This window comes from Streptococcus sp. 1559, from assembly GCF_013276735.1.
Classification (GTDB): Bacteria; Bacillota; Bacilli; order Lactobacillales; family Streptococcaceae; genus Streptococcus; species Streptococcus pseudopneumoniae.
Genome location: NZ_VMLO01000044.1, coordinates 21632 through 39074, shown reverse-complemented (window position 1 = coordinate 39074; position 17443 = coordinate 21632). Strand labels below are relative to the sequence as shown.

The following is a 17443-nucleotide window of genomic DNA, read 5'->3' as shown; positions in this document are numbered from 1 at the left end:
GCTTGAAGCCATAATAAAAGAACAGCCTTATTTCAGGCTGTTGATAATTCTACTATATTCTTCTTGATTTGAAAAAGAAATAATGATTTTTCCACTGTCTTTTTTAGATAGTTTAATTTCTACATCTAATCCGAGTAGTTTTCTTAACTGTTTTTCTTCATTTTGTATGAAATGATTCGTTTTTTGCTGTTTCTTTTGTTTTTTCTCTGTCAGAAGAGCTTCTAACTTCCTTACAGAAATATCTTCTTCTATAATCCGTTGAAAGAAATAGTCTTGTTGTTCCTTATTTAACCCAACTAGGGAACGCGCATGGGCTTGTGATAGTTTGCCATTTTCTACTTCTGAGAGAATCTGTTCTGGCAAGGAAAGTAAACGAATGGAGTTGCTGATATATGGACGAGACTTGCCCATTTTATCTGCAATTTCAGCATGGGTGAATCCTTTCTCTACGAGAGATTCATAGGCGCGTGCTTCTTCTATTGGGTTTAAATTTTCTCTCTGTAAATTTTCAATAATGGACTGAACCATCATCTCTTGGTCTGAAATCTGTTTAACAACAGCTGGGATAGACCGTAGACCAGCTAAAAGTGAAGCCCGATAGCGTCTTTCTCCTGCAAGGATTTCATAACCAATAACAGGAGATTGACGAACAATAATCGGTTGAATGAGCCCATTTTCTTTGATAGACTGTGCTAGTTCATCTAGTTTTTCTCTATCAAATTCTTTTCGGGGTTGATAGGGATTTTTTTGTATATCTGTGATAGAAATCATTTCAAATTTTTCCATGATTCTACACTAACACATCTTTTCTCTTATGTAAAGCTTTCTTTACATAGATGTCAATTAAGATTCTAAATCACCTGAACTCTTGTCAAGTTTAATAGATGTAGTTTCTTCTTTACCGTTGCGATAGTAAGTGATCTTAATGGTGTCTCCGATAGAATGATTGTAAAGAGCACTTTGTAAGTCTGTTGATGAAGCAATCTCTTTGTCATCTACTTTTGTAATTACATCGTATTTTTCAAGGTGACCATTGGCAGGCATATTACTTTGTATCGAACGAACAACTACACCAGATGTAACATTACTTGGAATATTGAGTCTTCTGATGTCGCTTGTACTCACATTAGATAAATTAACCATCTGGATTCCCAAAGCTGGACGCGTCACTTTTCCGTTTTTTTCTAACTGTTCAATAATATTGATAGCATCATTTGCAGGGATTGCAAAACCAAGACCTTCTACAGATGTTCCTCCATTTGTGGCAATTTTACTTGAGGTAATTCCGATAACCTGTCCTTGGATATTGATCAGTGGGCCACCAGAGTTACCTGGATTAATAGCAGTATCAGTTTGGATGGCTTTTGTAGAAATGGCTTGTCCATCTTCAGATTTTAAAGATACATTTCGATTAAGACTAGATACGATACCTTGAGTGACAGTATTTGCATATTCAGAACCTAACGGACTACCAATGGCAATAGCAGTTTCTCCTACGGTTAACTTGCTAGAATCACCAAACTCAGCTACTGTTGTCACTTTTTCTGAAGAGATTTTGACGACAGCAATATCAGAGAAAGTATCCGCTCCGACAATTTCTCCAGGTACTTTAGTCCCATCTGATAATCGAATATCTACTTTGCTAGCGCCATTTATAACGTGATTGTTGGTGACGATGTAAGCTTCTTTATCATTCTTTTTATAAATAACGCCAGATCCCTCACTAGAGATTTGCTGAGAATCTGTATCAGTCTCATCATTGCCAAATACGCTATTTTGTCTATTTGCTGAATAAGTAATAACGGATACAACGGCATCTTTTACTTTATTAACAGCCTGTGTTGTTGAATTTTCGTTCTTATAGGCAGTTTGTGTAATAGTACTATTGTTGTTAGAGTTGTTTACACTACTTTTTTGAGTTAGTTGAGTTATTGAAAAACTACCCAAGGCTCCACTAAAAAAGCTAATGACGATAACGACTAATAATTGAAACCATTTTTTGTAAAATGTTTTTAGATGTTTCATATTTGCCTCCATATGTTTGAATTACTGAAAGTATAAACTGACTAGCTTAATTATAACTTAAACACAAAAGTTTTACACAAACTGTGGATAACTCTTTTGAAGCTGTGATTTTCTTAATTGAAATCTATTTTTTATTTTGTGAATAAGATGTGAAAAAATAGAGAATATGTTAGAATAGAGTCATGAAAATTAAAGTTGTAACAGTTGGGAAACTGAAAGAAAAGTATTTAAAAGATGGTATCGCAGAGTATTCAAAACGAATTTCTAGATTTGCTAAGTTTGAAATGATTGAGTTATCAGATGAAAAAACACCAGATAAGGCCAGTGAATCAGAAAATCAAAAGATTTTAGAAATAGAAGGTCAGAGAATTTTATCAAAAGTTGCTGACCGTGATTTTGTTATTGCATTAGCTATTGAAGGGAAAATGTTCTCTTCAGAAGAATTTAGTAAGCAGTTAGAAGAAGCTTCTATAAAAGGATTTTCTACTCTTACCTTTATTATTGGGGGAAGTTTAGGATTGTCATCAGCTGTAAAAAATAGAGCCAATCTTTCTGTCAGTTTTGGTCGCCTAACCTTGCCCCATCAGTTAATGAGACTAGTTCTTGTTGAACAAATCTATCGCGCTTTTACGATTCAGCAGGGATCACCCTATCATAAATAAATTGACTTTTAATTGAATTTTTGGTAGAATAATTGTGTTAGGTCTCATAGCTCAGCTGGATAGAGCATTCGCCTTCTAAGCGAACGGTCGCAGGTTCGAATCCTGCTGGGATCAATATAATAGCAAAGCTGGGAATTTTCCCGGCTTTTTTCTTAAAAAAGTACACTTTGGGAGAAAAAAATGACAGTTGAGAGAATTTTATCTAAAACGAAATTCCATTTTGTATAATGGTTTTTGTAAGTTAGCTTACAAGAAAAAACATTTTAGGAGATTTTATTATGAAAAACACAGTTAAATTGGAACAGTTTGTAGCCTTGAAGGAAAAAGACTTGCAAAAGATTAAAGGTGGGGAAATGAGACTTCCAAAAATCCTCCGTGATTTTATTTTCCCAAGAAAAAAGTAATAAAATAAGGGGAAAGAGTAATGAATTTATTTGGATTTGGGACAGTTATTGGTCATTTTTTAATTATTAGTCACAGTTACCGTTTAATTTGTAAAGGTCAAATAAAATCAAAGGAACTATATTTTTTTGGTCTCTATACATTACTAGTAGAAGCAGTACTTGAACTTTCCTTTTATCTTCTATATTTAGATGAAATAGTGATTGAAAGATTTTTATTTCCTTTGGGCCTATATTCCTATTTTCGATGGATTAAACAGTATGAGAGGGATAGAGGACTATTCCTAAGTTTACTACTATCTCTTTTATATGAGAGCACTCATAACTTTCTGTCCGTAACTTTCTCTTCTATAACAGGAGACAATTTTGTTTCACAATATCATGCCCCATTCTTTTTCGTTGTAACGGTGTTGACCTATTTTGTTGTCTTAAAAATCATTCATTATTTCCATTTGGAACTAGCCTATTTTGACAAAGACTACCTCTATCCTTTCTTGAAAAAAGTATTTTTTGCCTTACTACTGCTCCATATTGTATCTTTCGTTTCAGATATGGTAAGTACGGTTAAACATTTGAATAGTTTTGGAAGTATTTTGTCATCTATTGTTTTTATCTCGTTACTTTTGACCTTCTTTGCAATGAATTCGCATAAAGAACAAATGGAAAAAGAGATTGCTTTGAAGCAGAAGAAATTTGAACAGAAACATTTACAAAACTATACAGACGAAATTGTCGGACTGTATAATGAAATCCGTGGTTTTCGACATGACTATGCTGGAATGCTTGTCAGCATGCAGATGGCAATTGACAGTGGTGATTTACAAGAAATTGACAGAGTTTACAATGAAGTTTTGGTCAAAGCTAATCACAAACTGCGTTCAGATAAGTACACTTACTTTGATTTGAACAACATAGAAGATTCAGCTTTACGAAGTTTGGTTGCTCAGTCCATTGTCTATGCTCGAAATAATGGTGTAGAGTTTACACTGGAAGTAAAAGATACGATTACCAAGCTCCCAATTGAACTATTGGATTTGGTTCGTATTATGAGTGTTTTATTGAACAATGCTGTCGAAGGATCGGCTGATAGTTATAAAAAGCAGATGGAAGTAGCAGTTATTAAGATGGAAACTGAAACAGTGATTGTGATTCAGAATTCATGTAAAATGACGATGACTCCTTCAGGAAATCTATTTGCCTTAGGATTCTCCACTAAGGGAAGAAATCGCGGAGTCGGATTAAATAATGTGAAGGAACTACTAGATAAGTACAACAATATTATTTTAGAAACAGAGATGGAAGGCAGTACATTTAGACAAATCATTAGATGTAAGAGGGAATTTGAATGAAAGTTTTAATTTTAGAAGATGTTATTGAACATCAAGTGAGACTAGAGAGAATATTGGATGAAATTTCGAAAGAATCGAATATTCCAATATCATACAAGACAACGGGAAAAGTCCGTGAATTTGAAGAATACATTGAAAACGATGAAGTAAATCAGCTTTATTTCCTAGATATTGATATTCATGGAATTGAGAAAAAGGGATTTGAAGTGGCTCAGCTCATTCGTCATTACAATCCTTACGCTATTATCGTCTTTATCACCAGTCGATCAGAGTTTGCGACTCTAACCTATAAATACCAGGTATCAGCCCTAGATTTTGTTGATAAGGATATCAACGATGAGATGTTTAAGAAGAGAATTGAGCAAAATATCTTTTACACGAAGAGTATGTTACTTGAAAATGAAGATGTGGTGGATTATTTTGACTACAATTACAAGGGAAATGATTTAAAAATCCCTTACCATGATATTTTGTATATTGAAACGACAGGAGTCTCTCATAAATTACGTATTATTGGTAAGAATTTTGCCAAAGAGTTTTACGGTACTATGACAGATATTCAGGAAAAGGACAAACATACTCAGCGATTTTATTCTCCTCATAAGTCATTTTTGGTAAATATAGGCAATATTAGAGAGATTGATCGAAAAAATCTAGAAATTGTTTTCTATGAAGATCATCGTTGTCCTATTTCAAGATTAAAAATTAGAAAATTAAAAGATATTTTAGAGAAAAAATCTCAGAAGTGATTGACAATTAGCAAGAAATTGATATAATGGTTATATCTGCTACAGATAGAAGGTCCGTTGGTCAAGGGGTTAAGACACCGCCTTTTCACGGCGGTAACACGGGTTCGAATCCCGTACGGACTATTTTATCCGCCATAGCTCAGTTGGTAGTAGCGCATGACTGTTAATCATGATGTCGTAGGTTCGAGTCCTACTGGCGGAGTATAGATAAAAGGGAACACAGCTGTGTTCCTCTTTTTGTATCAATTTGTATCACCAAGCATTTTCATAAGGAAGTTTGTTATTTCTTGAGAACTTTCTTTTTTTCCATGTGCAATCCAAGTTTGGCAGACACCAAAAAGTGCATGAGTTAGATAGATGCTACTATATTCTAATTCAGTGGTATTTAGATTCAGTTGCATAAATCGCTTTTGTAAATCTGTACTGAGCATGATATGAAGTTTATTTCGTAAGAAATTTTGGATTTCTTTAGTCCCATTTTCAGAAAGAAGGGCAGCCAGAAGTGGTTCTGACTCTAGATATTCAAAAACTTCTAAAATAGCGTCTCTTTTGTGATGAGCATGTTTTTGAAAAATATATTCAAATGTATGAAATAGCTTGCTTTGATAGTGCTCAATCATATCATACTTATCCTTATAGTGCGTATAGAAGCTGGAACGGCTAATTCTGGATTTTTCTGCTAACTTGACAGTAGAAATTTGATCAAATGGCTGTTCCATTAGTAATTGTACCATAGCATTTTCAATAGTTCGCTTTGTTTTTAAGCGTTTGTTACTTTCTTGCATATTTCCTCCTTGTAAACAAATTAGACTATATGTCTAAAAATGGATTTTTTATATTGTAATTTAGATTTTTTATTGTATAATCTATTATATCAAAATTTTAGACAATATGTTTAAAAAAGGAGAAACTATGTTTAAAGAATGGAAAGCAATTTTTAAAAAACCAACCTTTATTATTGTCATGATAGGGATTTCTCTTATTCCAGCTCTGTACAATATCATATTTTTGTCATCAATGTGGGATCCATATGGGCAATTGTCTGACTTACCTGTGGCAGTTGTCAATAATGATAAAGAGGCTTCCTATAATGGTAATAGCATGTCTATAGGAAAAGACATGGTGTCCAATTTAAAAGAAAATAAAACCTTGGATTTTCATTTTGTAGATGAAGAAGGTAAGAAGGGTTTAGAAAATGGCGATTACTATATGGTAGTGACTTTACCAAGTGATTTATCTGAAAAAGCAGCTTCTATTTTAATGGATTATCCAGAGCAAATGCAAATCGATTATCAGACTTCAAGTGGTCATAGTTTTATTGCCAGCAAGATGAGCGATTCTGCTATGACACAATTAAAGCAGAGTGTTTCTACCAATGTAACCGAGACCTATACTAAAGCTTTATTCAACAAAATGGTCTATTTAAAGGATGGTATGAGCCAAGCAGATTCTGGAAGTGAAAAACTAACTGATGTAGCGAATCAGTTAGTGGCAGGAAGTCAAACATTAACTACTAACCTACACTCTTTAGCAGCTTCAAGTTTAACATTTTCAAATGGAACGGAGCAGTTTACTAAAGGATTATCCTCTTATGTCTCTGGTGTTGAACAACTTCATCTTGGCTTAGGGAATTTTAATAGTGGTTTAGTTACATATACTGGTGCAGTGAGTCAATTAGATAGCGGATTAGGTCAATTATCTTCTAAAAGTCCTGAATTAGTAGGAGGAATCAATCAGTTATATTCTGGTGTAGAATCCTATACTGGCGGTGTTTCTCAGCTTAATGCTGGTCTTAATCAATTTTCATCTGGTGTTAGTGCCTACACCAATGGAGTGGGAAGTCTTGCAACAGGTGCTAATCAGTTATCTAATCAATCAGCTACACTTCGAATAGGGGTGGAGCAATTAAGTGAAGGGATTCAACAACTTTCTAGCAAGTTAGATGCTTCGTCTGGGAAAAAAGATCAAATTAATCAATTATCTTCTGGTCTGAATCAGTTAAATCAAGCCATTCAAAATATTGATGTTGGAGATACAAAACAATTAGATTCTGTTTTATCAAGTATAGTATCTCTTTCTAATCAAATGTTAGCAAGTGCTCAGTCTGCTAAAGCGACTACATTAGCCAATATTCAATCGACAGCAGCTTATCAATCTTTGACAAGTGAGCAACAAGCTGAAATAAGTGCTTCTGTATCTCAAAATTCGACTGATAGTATTCAATCAGCACAGTCAATTGTAGCTGTAGTTAAAGGTTTACAGGGAAGTTTAGAAAACTTACAAAATCAATCTTCTAATCTTGCGACTTTAAAAAATCAAGCTAATCAAGTATTACCTATTGCTTCTACTTCTTTGACAAGATTGTCAAGTGGATTAACAGAGATACAAGGAGCTGTTACTAGCAAATTAGTTCCTGATAGTCAGTCGATTGCATCAGGTGTAAACGCATATACTACAGGTGTTGATAAAGTTTCTCAGGGAGCAAGTAAACTAAGTGAAAAAAATGCCACCTTGACAGGTAGTTTGGATCAACTAGTTTCAGGCTCAAACACCTTGACACAAAAATCTTCTAGCTTGACAGCAGGAGTTAGTCAATTAGTTGAAAAAACTCCAGAATTAGTATCTGGTATTGAAAAATTATCAACTGGCTCTAACCAATTGAATCAAAAGAGTCAAGAATTGATAGCAGGAGTTGATAAATTGCAGTCAGGATCTAGCCGACTAGCTGACAAATCCAGTCAGTTACTTTCAGGTGCTTCTCAATTAGAAAGTGGAGCTAATAAATTGGCAGATGGAGCTGGGAAATTAGCAGAAGGTGGAACAAAGTTAACTTCTGGATTGGAAGGTTTACAGACAGGAGTTGCTTCTTTAGGACAAGGACTAAGTAATGCTAGTGATCAACTCAAATCAGCATCTACGGAATCTCAAAATGCAGATATTTTGTCAAATCCACTCAATCTTTCCAAAACAGACAATGACCAAGTTCCTGTAAATGGAATTGCAATGGCTCCTTATATGATATCAGTTGCTCTCTTTGTTGCAGCAATATCAACGAATATGATCTTTGCGAAGCTGCCTTCAGGACGTCATCCAGAGAGCCGTTGGGCTTGGTTGAAATCTCGGGCTGAAATAAATGGTATTATAGCTGTTTTGGCAGGAATTTTGGTATATGGAGGAGTTCATCTTATTGGTCTAACGGCTAATCATGAGATGAGAACATTTATTCTCATTATCCTAACAAGTTTAGTATTCATGTCCATGGTGACCGCATTAACAACATGGAATAGCCGTATAGGAGCTTTCTTCTCACTTATTTTGCTTTTATTACAGTTAGCATCAAGTGCCGGTACTTATCCACTTGCCTTGACAAATGATTTCTTTAGAACTATTAGTCCTTGGTTACCAATGAGTTATTCAGTTTCGGGATTACGACAAACAATCTCTATGACAGGAAATATTCATCAGCAAGTCATTTTCCTAGATGCCATACTAGCTCTATTTACTGGTTTAGGTATGCTAGCCTATCAACCTAAGAAAATGGAAGAAGATTAAAAAAATCGACCGATTAATTGGTCGATTTTTTATGCCTTAGATGACTTTCGTCTGTGATTATAGGTTCCAAATAGTAAGAGAGAAGTAAAGGAACAAATTGCTCCAGTAATAAAACCATTGGGAATGAAGGAGAGTGTAATAGTTCCTTTCCCCTTGGGAACCTCAACTTTCATAAATCCAGTTTGAGCTTGTTTAATTTCTATTTTCTTACCATCTTGGTAGGCAGACCAACCTTTGTCATAAGGAATGGTGAAGAAAATGGACGTATCTTGTTTAACATCATATGTAGCAAAGACCTTGTTTTTAGAAGTTGATACTGTGACAGGTTGTTCTTTAATTTTTTGAATTGCCTCGGTGAATGTTTTGGTATCTAAACGGTAGAAGGTAGGAGATTCAAATGATACTTGTGAATTTCCAGGGAAACTAACATTGATATTGAAAGTTTTTTTCTCTTTTGTATAGCCTAGATTAAAGAAGGAGAAGATATTATCAGTTGTAAAAGTTTTCTTTTCTCCATTTACAAGGATGTCAACCTTTTTTTGTTTATCATTAGAAAAGTGAAGGTTTGTGAAAGAAAGATAAACTTGGCTGTTTTCTGGCACTTCAATTTGATACTGGATTGCTGCATCCTCATTTGAAGAACTTGTGACAATAATCAAATCATTAGTATTTTCTGTTTTGTCATAAGGGATTGTAGAAAAATAATCAAAATCGACGTTAGCAAGTTGATTTAAAAACGAGGCTTGATTATCTAAAGTATGTTCATTGAACTTGACATCATTGTAAACAGATTGACTAGCAAAGGCAATCGGAAGAGAGAATTGATTTTCATATAGGGTAAGATTATCTTTTTGATAGATATCTTTAAAACCATACTTATCACTAGGACTGTCTGAGATATTGTACTGGATACCAAATAAACTATCAGCCAAAATACTATTATTTGCATAGCGTAGATTGAGATTAGTCCCAGAGGATTTAAACCCAAGTTTATCCAAAGTAGAGCTTGCTGAACGATTTCGAACAGATGAAAATTGAGATATTCCATTGTAGTTGAATTTCATACTGTCATTTCCTGTTTGAGTCTCTAGTTTTTCAGTACGAGTAAATTGATTTCCAATATATGTTGAGAAAGATTTCATAGCTGGGATATCTCGATTATATGCACTTCGAGAAGCAAATCCCCATTCTTTAGCAATTCCGTCTATTTGAGATGAAGCATTTAAACTTATTTCAACCATTATAAATAAAGAGATTAGAATGGCAAATAGATTTACAGAGATAAACTTTTTGATAACTGCAAGGAGTAAAAGAGAATAGACAACTAAAAATTCAAGAGTCAGTAGAATATTCAAATCTGTTAAAAAAGAATAATGTGATTTTAGATAGATGGTAGCTAAAAATCCTGTTACTATAAGAAAAAGCGAAACTAAAAAATTCCAGATTTTAATTTCTTTCAGACGATTTAAGACTTCCGCTGCTGTGTAAATTAACAAGGTAGAGAAAATCCAAGAATAGCGATGTAAAAACATATTTGGAGTATGCATACCTTGCCAAAATAAGTCAAGAGCTTCTATGTAAAAGCTTGCAATTAGAAATGCAAAGAATATTACATATATGAGTTTCACGTGAAACTTAATAGATTTCAGCGTAAAAAATAAAATGGTCAAAATAAAGGGAAGTAGTCCAACAAAAATCATTGGGATGGCCCCATACTTTGTTGTGTCAAAGGAACCAATGAATTGCTTAGCAAAGAGATCAAGATACCAGCTACTTTCAGTTTGAAACTTTGTAACTTCAGTCAATTTTTCCCCATGTGTCTGTAAATCAAACAGAGTGGGAAGAGTCATAATCAAACTAGCCATACCAGCTAAAAAGGAGATAACTATGAAATCAAGAACAGATGATTTTCGAGTCTTAAAGTCCCACGAAATTTGACAGAGATACCAGAAAATAAGAAACAATACTGTCATATATCCAAAATAATAATTTTGAATAAATAAGATTGACAGACTTGTAAAGTACAATAGGAGTTTCTTTTCAGTTATCAGTAGATGTAAACCAGTTATAATTAAAGGAATCAAGATAAAAACATCTAGCCAGGTTTTTATCTCTAATTGACTGACAGTGAAACTCATCAGAGTATAGGAAGTAGATAAGGCTAGTTTTAAAGTCTGAGGGATAGATTGAAACAATTTATTCAAACTAAAAAAGGTTGACAGACCAATCAATCCAAATTTTAAGAGAGTGGTCAGATAGACAGCATCTGGCATATTCGTTAGATCAAAAAAGTAAACCAGAGGTGAAAGAAAACTACCCAAGTAATAACTAGATAGAGCATAGAAGTTTAGCCCTAGACCACTTGTAAAGGTGTAAAACAGACTACTATTTCCATGTAGGATATTTCTTAGAGCTATATCAAAAATAACGTATTGATGAAAGCCATCTCCTAATAGAGGAGATTTGTCGCTATTCCAGTAGATACCTTGAGATAGATATACTCCTATCATAATTACTACAGGAATGATGAAAGAAACAAAATAGATCCAATATGTTTTAAAAAATAATTTCATGTTACCTCATAAAATGTTAGAAAACTCAGCTGGTTAACCCAACTGAGTTTTGAATTTTTTTAGTCTTTCCAAAGTTCTTTAACTTTTGCTTGTACTTCTGCATTTTCTAGGAATTCATCATAGGTTTCATCGATACGGTCAATGACGCCATTTTTAGACAAGACAATGATATGGTTAGCTAGAGTTTGAATAAACTCGTGGTCATGGCTGGCAAAGATGATTGATTCTTTAAAGTTTTTCAATCCATCATTCAAGCTTGAGATAGATTCCAAGTCCAAGTGATTTGTTGGATCATCAAGTACAAGGACATTTGATTTTAAAAGCATGAGTTTTGAAAGCATGACACGAACTTTTTCTCCCCCTGACAAGACATTTACAGGTTTGTTAACCTCATCTCCAGAGAAGAGCATACGGCCGAGGAAGCCACGTAGGAAAGTATTGTCATCTTCTTCTTTACTTGCGAATTGACGCAACCAGTCAAGGATTGACTCTCCTCCTGCAAAATCTGCCGAGTTATCTTTTGGCAAGTAAGAACGGCTAGTAGTTACTCCCCACTTGACAGTTCCTTCATAGTCAATGTCCCCCATGATTGCACGAATTAATGCAGTCGTTTGGATGTCATTTTGACCAATAAGCGCTGTCTTATCACCTGGACGCAAGATAAAACTGATATTATCTAAAATAGTCTCACCATCAATCTTTACAGTTAGATTTTCTACTGTCAGGAGATCATTACCTATTTCACGCTCCGCTTTAAAGTTAATAAATGGATATTTACGACTAGATGGTACAATCTCTTCTAGTTCAATCTTATCAAGCATTTTCTTACGTGATGTTGCTTGTCTTGATTTAGAAGCATTAGCAGAGAAACGAGCAACGAATTCTTGCAATTGTTTAATTTTTTCTTCTGCTTTAGCATTACGGTCTGCTAGCAATTTAGCAGCGAGTTCAGAAGATTCCTTCCAGAAGTCGTAGTTTCCGACATAGAGTTTGATTTTTCCAAAGTCAAGGTCGGCCATGTGAGTACATACTTTGTTTAAGAAGTGACGGTCGTGGGATACTACGATAACTGTGTTATCAAAGTCAATCAAGAAGTCTTCTAACCATGTAATTGATTGGATGTCTAAACCGTTGGTAGGCTCGTCCAAGAGAAGAACATCTGGTTTACCAAAAAGTGCTTTGGCAAGGAGAACCTTTACTTTCTCACCGTTGGCCAATTCGCTCATGTTTTGGTAGTGTAATTCTTCTGGAATGTTTAGGTTTTGAAGGAGTTGAGAGGCTTCGCTTTCTGCTTCCCAGCCTCCAAGCTCAGCAAACTCTCCTTCGAGTTCGGCAGCACGAACCCCGTCCTCGTCTGAGAAATCTTCCTTCATGTAGATAGCATCTTTCTCTTTCATGATGCTATAAAGTTTTTCATTTCCCATGATAACAACATCAATGGCACGTTCATCTTCATAGTCAAAGTGATTTTGACGAAGAACAGAGAGACGTTCATCTGGACCAAGAGAGATGTGACCAGTAGTAGGTTCGATATCTCCGGCTAAAATTTTTAAAAAGGTTGATTTTCCGGCACCATTAGCACCGATTAATCCGTAAGTATTTCCTTCTGTAAATTTGATATTGACATCATCAAAAAGTTTGCGATCACTAAAACGTAGTGAAACATCAGATACTGTAAGCAATGTTTTTCTCCTATATGTGTAATATATTTATTCTACTAGAAAATACGGAAATATTCAAATTTTTATCTGTCAATTTTGTGTAAATTAATTTTACAGCATACTTTACACAAATCCGTGAATAGTAAGGTTGATTTATTTTGATAAATTGCGGTTATTTCATTAAAAAAATGCTATAATTGAAGGGACTATATCGAAGGAGAACAAAATGACTAAACCCATTATTTTAACAGGAGACCGTCCAACAGGAAAATTGCATATTGGACATTATGTTGGAAGTCTCAAAAATCGAGTATTATTACAGGAAGAGGATAAGTATGATATGTTTGTGTTCTTGGCTGACCAACAAGCCTTGACAGATCATGCCAAAGATCCTCAAACCATTGTAGAGTCTATCGGAAATGTGGCTTTGGATTATCTTGCAGTTGGATTGGATCCAAGTAAATCAACTATCTTTATTCAAAGCCAGATTCCAGAGCTGGCTGAGTTGTCTATGTATTATATGAATCTGGTTTCATTAGCACGTCTGGAGCGTAATCCAACTGTCAAGACAGAAATTGCTCAGAAAGGATTTGGAGAAAGCATTCCGACAGGATTCTTGGTCTATCCAATAGCTCAAGCAGCTGACATCACAGCTTTCAAGGCTAATTATGTTCCTGTTGGGACAGATCAGAAACCAATGATTGAGCAAACTCGTGAAATTGTTCGTTCTTTTAACAATGCATATAACTGTGATGTCTTGGTAGAACCGGAAGGTATTTACCCAGAAAATGAAAGAGCAGGGCGTTTGCCTGGTTTGGATGGGAATGCTAAAATGTCTAAATCACTCAATAACGGTATTTATTTAGCTGATGATGCGGATACTTTACGTAAAAAAGTAATGAGTATGTATACAGATCCAGATCATATTCGAGTGGAAGATCCAGGTAAGATTGAGGGAAATATGGTTTTCCATTATCTAGATGTTTTTGGTCGTCCAGAAGATGCTCAAGAAATTGCTGACATGAAAGAACATTATCAACGAGGTGGTCTTGGTGATGTGAAGACCAAGCGTTATCTACTTGAAATATTAGAACGTGAACTGGGTTCTATTCGTGAGCGCCGTATTGAATTTACTAAGGATATGGGAGAAGTTTATAATATGCTTCAAAAAGGTAGTGAAAGAGCACGTGAAGTTGCAGGTCAGACCTTATCTGAGGTTAAAGGAGCAATGGGACTTCATTACTTTAACTAGGTTTATTTTACAAGAAACTATCATTTCTATCTCAAAGAAAAGATAGTTTTTTATTTACCCCTGTAACATTTGACAAATTTTTATAGAATGGTATGATAGATACAATATAAAAAGAGTCAAGCTCAAAAAGAAAGAAAAGAGGAAACTTCGAATGTCTAATTGGGACACTAAATTTTTGAAAAAAGGTTTTACCTTTGATGATGTATTGCTTATTCCAGCTGAAAGTCATGTGTTGCCTAACGATGCAGATTTAACAACTAAATTGGCAGATAATTTGACTTTAAATATCCCAATTATTACCGCTGCCATGGACACAGTTACAGAGAGTCAAATGGCCATTGCTATTGCTCGTGCAGGCGGTCTCGGAGTTATCCATAAAAACATGTCAATTGCTCAACAAGCAGACGAGGTTCGTAAGGTAAAACGTTCTGAAAATGGAGTTATTATTGATCCGTTCTTCTTGACGCCTGAACATACAATTGCTGAAGCAGATGAGCTTATGGGTCGTTACCGCATCAGTGGTGTTCCAGTTGTTGAAACACTTGAAAATCGTAAATTGGTTGGTATTTTGACAAACCGAGATCTTCGTTTTATTTCAGATTATAATCAACCAATTTCAAACCATATGACTAGTGAAAATCTTGTTACTGCTCCTGTGGGTACGGATCTTGCAACGGCTGAGAGTATTCTTCAAGAGCATCGTATTGAAAAACTTCCGTTGGTCGATGAAGAAGGCAGTCTTTCTGGTTTGATCACTATCAAAGATATTGAAAAAGTTATTGAGTTTCCAAATGCGGCTAAAGATGAGTTTGGTCGTCTTCTAGTTGCAGGTGCAGTAGGTGTTACTTCAGATACATTTGAACGTGCAGAGGCTCTTTTTGAGGCAGGAGCGGATGCGATTGTTATTGATACTGCACATGGTCATTCTGCAGGTGTCTTGCGTAAAATTGCTGAGATTCGTGCTCATTTTCCAGATCGTACTTTAATTGCTGGAAATATTGCTACTGCTGAAGGTGCACGTGCTCTTTATGAAGCAGGTGTAGACGTTGTCAAGGTTGGGATTGGTCCAGGTTCTATCTGTACTACTCGTGTGATTGCAGGTGTTGGTGTTCCGCAAGTAACAGCTATCTACGATGCTGCAGCTGTTGCGCGTGAATATGGTAAGACTATCATTGCTGACGGTGGAATCAAGTATTCTGGAGATATTGTAAAAGCACTTGCGGCTGGTGGAAATGCTGTTATGCTTGGATCAATGTTTGCTGGAACTGATGAAGCACCAGGTGAAACTGAAATCTTCCAAGGACGTAAGTTCAAGACTTACCGTGGTATGGGATCAATTGCTGCTATGAAGAAAGGTTCAAGCGATCGTTACTTCCAAGGTTCTGTTAATGAAGCAAACAAACTTGTTCCAGAAGGAATTGAAGGTCGTGTTGCTTATAAAGGTGCGGCAGCTGATATTGTCTTCCAAATGATTGGTGGTATTCGCTCTGGTATGGGTTACTGTGGTGCAGCTAACCTTAAAGAACTACACGATAATGCTCAATTTATTGAAATGTCTGGTGCTGGTTTGAAAGAAAGCCACCCTCACGATGTACAAATTACGAATGAGGCACCAAATTATTCTATGTAAAAGAAATGAAAAGAACTCCTGCGAAAACAGGAGTTCTTTTACAATGCTGTTAAGTTTTATTTACAACAACTTTACCATCTTGAATAGTGAAAATACTTAGATTTTCTGGCAGATTTTGAAGATGGTCTAAGCTTGTTGTTGTGATAAAGGTTTGGATTGAATGAGAAATCGTTTCTAATAATTTTAGTTGTCTAGTGTTGTCAAGTTCGCTCATAACATCGTCAAGCAGTAATATTGGAGATTCTGTAGTAATGCTTTCCATTAATTCGATTTCTGCTAATTTTACCGAGAGGACGAGACTACGATGTTGACCTTGACTTCCAAAACTAGCATCCATCCCATTTATATAAAAAGAAATATCATCTCGATGAGGCCCAACACCAGTATTCTTTTTAAATAAATCTCTGGCCCTACTTTTTTCTAAAGCAATTTTGAAAGATTCTGATAAGTCTTCCTTGTCAGTTATCTTTACAGAAGATTGATAGGATATTGACAGTTCTTCAATCTGATTAGAAAGTTCAAAATGTTTCTTACAACCAAAATGCTCTAGTTTTTTTATGAAATCTAAGCGGTGATTCATTACACGACATCCATAATCAACTAGCTGATCATCTAAGACTGAAAGGAAGGTTTCATCTATTTTTTGAGCTGATTTTAGGTAAGTGTTTCTTTGCTTTAGGATGTGGTTATAATTGGTTAAGTCAGATAAATAGATTGGCTTGATTTGTCCAAGTTCCATATCAATGAATTTTCGTCGAACCGAAGGTGCTCCCTTAATTAGTTGTAAATCTTCAGGAGCAAATAAGACAACATTCATGTGTCCTACATAATCTGAAAGTCGTGCCTGTTTTAAGTGATTAACTTTTGTCACACGCCCTTTTTGTGTTAGTTCAATTTCGAGAGGAATAGATCCCGTTTTTTTCTGAACGAGACCTGAAAGATGAAGTTGTTCCTCATCAAAATGAATGAGATTTTTGTCTGTTCGAGTTCGATGGCTACGTGTTAAGGCTAAAAAATAGATAGCCTCTAACATATTTGTTTTACCTTGTGCATTACGTCCTAAAAAGACATTTAATTTAGGATTAAAGTCTATTTTCGTCTCTTTGTAGTTACGAAAAGTTTTGAGAGATAGTTGTTGTAGCCACATGATTATCTACCAGGGAATCGCGGAGCTTGTTTGCTTTTGGGTGATGAAGTAGGTTTTGATTTATCTTTTTTTACTCCTTTATTCATCTCCTTAACAAGTTTAGCGATTCGTTCTTTTTCAACTTTATCAGCTTGATATTCCTCGTTCTCCTCAGAAGTAGGTTGTGTCAACAAGATGTCAATATTCATGTCAGGGATGTCAACTTTATCACCAATACGAAGTTTTTTACCGCGACGACTTTCTAATTCCCCATTAAAGTAAACAGAATGTTCAGAGAGAAATGATTTGATAGCTCCTCCGCTATGTGTAATTCCAAGTTCTTTGAGTAGTGCTTGGAGGGTAATAAATTCTTCAAATAATTTGTATTCCATAATTCACCTCAATCTTTGGTATTATACCATATTTTCCTAAAAATAGTGAGAGAAACAGGGAGAAATGTAAG

At 35.2% G+C, this 17443-nt stretch carries 14 protein-coding genes and 3 tRNA genes; 10 read left to right on the top strand and 7 right to left on the bottom strand.

Annotated features, from left to right (window positions below; genetic code table 11):
* Positions 1–27 precede the first annotated feature (27 nt).
* A complete protein-coding gene (locus HT688_RS06775; protein ID WP_050207760.1) occupies positions 28–786 on the bottom strand; it encodes a ParB/RepB/Spo0J family partition protein in 759 nt (252 codons plus the stop codon).
* A gap of 57 nt (positions 787–843) precedes the next feature.
* Positions 844–2025: a serine protease HtrA gene (htrA, locus tag HT688_RS06770; RefSeq protein WP_000681604.1), complete on the bottom strand. Its 1182-nt coding sequence runs from the start codon at positions 2023–2025 to the stop codon at positions 844–846.
* A gap of 182 nt (positions 2026–2207) precedes the next feature.
* On the opposite strand from htrA, the gene rlmH reads away from it, so the two are divergent.
* The 7 genes from rlmH to HT688_RS06735 all read left to right on the top strand — a co-directional run bounded on the left by rlmH (position 2208) and on the right by HT688_RS06735 (position 5388).
* The gene (gene rlmH / locus HT688_RS06765; protein WP_000695932.1) at positions 2208–2687 is read left to right on the top strand and encodes a 23S rRNA (pseudouridine(1915)-N(3))-methyltransferase RlmH; all 480 of its coding nucleotides are present in this window, start codon (positions 2208–2210) and stop codon (positions 2685–2687) included.
* A gap of 40 nt (positions 2688–2727) precedes the next feature.
* Positions 2728–2801, top strand: a tRNA-Arg gene (locus HT688_RS06760).
* Positions 2802–2965: 164 nt separating this feature from the next.
* Complete coding sequence (gene comC, locus HT688_RS06755; protein WP_000799687.1) at positions 2966–3091, top strand: competence-stimulating peptide ComC; 126 nt, start codon at positions 2966–2968, stop codon at positions 3089–3091.
* 20 nt (positions 3092–3111) lie between these two features.
* Entirely contained in the window at positions 3112–4437 is a 1326-nt protein-coding gene (gene comD / locus HT688_RS06750) for a competence system sensor histidine kinase ComD (RefSeq protein WP_001048117.1), read from the top strand.
* Positions 4434–5186: a competence system response regulator transcription factor ComE gene (gene comE / locus HT688_RS06745; RefSeq protein ID WP_000866065.1), complete on the top strand. Its 753-nt coding sequence runs from the start codon at positions 4434–4436 to the stop codon at positions 5184–5186. The genes comD and comE overlap by 4 nt, the downstream gene beginning before the upstream one ends.
* A 51-nt stretch (positions 5187–5237) precedes the next feature.
* Positions 5238–5309: transfer RNA gene (locus HT688_RS06740), tRNA-Glu, on the top strand.
* A gap of 5 nt (positions 5310–5314) precedes the next feature.
* A tRNA-Asn gene (locus tag HT688_RS06735) sits at positions 5315–5388 on the top strand.
* 40 nt (positions 5389–5428) lie between these two features.
* On the opposite strand, the gene HT688_RS06730 is transcribed toward HT688_RS06735, so the two are convergent.
* Positions 5429–5971: a TetR/AcrR family transcriptional regulator gene (locus HT688_RS06730; RefSeq protein WP_001158278.1), complete on the bottom strand. Its 543-nt coding sequence runs from the start codon at positions 5969–5971 to the stop codon at positions 5429–5431.
* Positions 5972–6098: 127 nt separating this feature from the next.
* Between HT688_RS06730 and HT688_RS06725 the strand changes: the two genes are divergently transcribed.
* Positions 6099–8738, top strand: a complete 2640-nt coding sequence (locus HT688_RS06725) for a YhgE/Pip domain-containing protein (protein ID WP_050207765.1) — start codon at positions 6099–6101, stop codon at positions 8736–8738.
* A gap of 29 nt (positions 8739–8767) precedes the next feature.
* Here HT688_RS06725 and HT688_RS06720 read toward each other — a convergent pair whose 3' ends face one another.
* Both HT688_RS06720 and HT688_RS06715 read right to left on the bottom strand, forming a co-directional pair.
* Positions 8768–11311 carry a YfhO family protein gene (locus HT688_RS06720; RefSeq protein WP_050207767.1) on the bottom strand — a complete coding sequence of 848 codons (2544 nt, stop codon included), beginning with the start codon at positions 11309–11311 and terminating at the stop codon, positions 8768–8770.
* Between the two features lie 59 nt (positions 11312–11370).
* Positions 11371–12993, bottom strand: coding sequence for an ATP-binding cassette domain-containing protein (locus HT688_RS06715; RefSeq protein WP_000958774.1), 1623 nt, complete (start codon positions 12991–12993; stop codon positions 11371–11373).
* Positions 12994–13198: 205 nt separating this feature from the next.
* Here HT688_RS06715 and trpS point away from each other — a divergent pair, with 205 nt between their 5' ends.
* Positions 13199–14224, top strand: coding sequence for a tryptophan--tRNA ligase (gene trpS, locus HT688_RS06710; protein ID WP_023936262.1), 1026 nt, complete (start codon positions 13199–13201; stop codon positions 14222–14224).
* Between the two features lie 151 nt (positions 14225–14375).
* Positions 14376–15854 (top strand): IMP dehydrogenase, encoded by a 1479-nt coding sequence (gene guaB / locus HT688_RS06705; RefSeq protein WP_000073428.1) that lies wholly within the window; start codon positions 14376–14378, stop codon positions 15852–15854.
* Positions 15855–15903: 49 nt separating this feature from the next.
* Here the strand turns inward: guaB and recF are convergent, their stop codons facing one another.
* Positions 15904–17001: a DNA replication/repair protein RecF gene (recF, locus tag HT688_RS06700; protein ID WP_172923669.1), complete on the bottom strand. Its 1098-nt coding sequence runs from the start codon at positions 16999–17001 to the stop codon at positions 15904–15906.
* A gap of 2 nt (positions 17002–17003) precedes the next feature.
* Complete coding sequence (yaaA, locus tag HT688_RS06695) at positions 17004–17372, bottom strand: S4 domain-containing protein YaaA (RefSeq protein ID WP_172923668.1); 369 nt, start codon at positions 17370–17372, stop codon at positions 17004–17006.
* Positions 17373–17443: the final 71 nt, after the last annotated feature.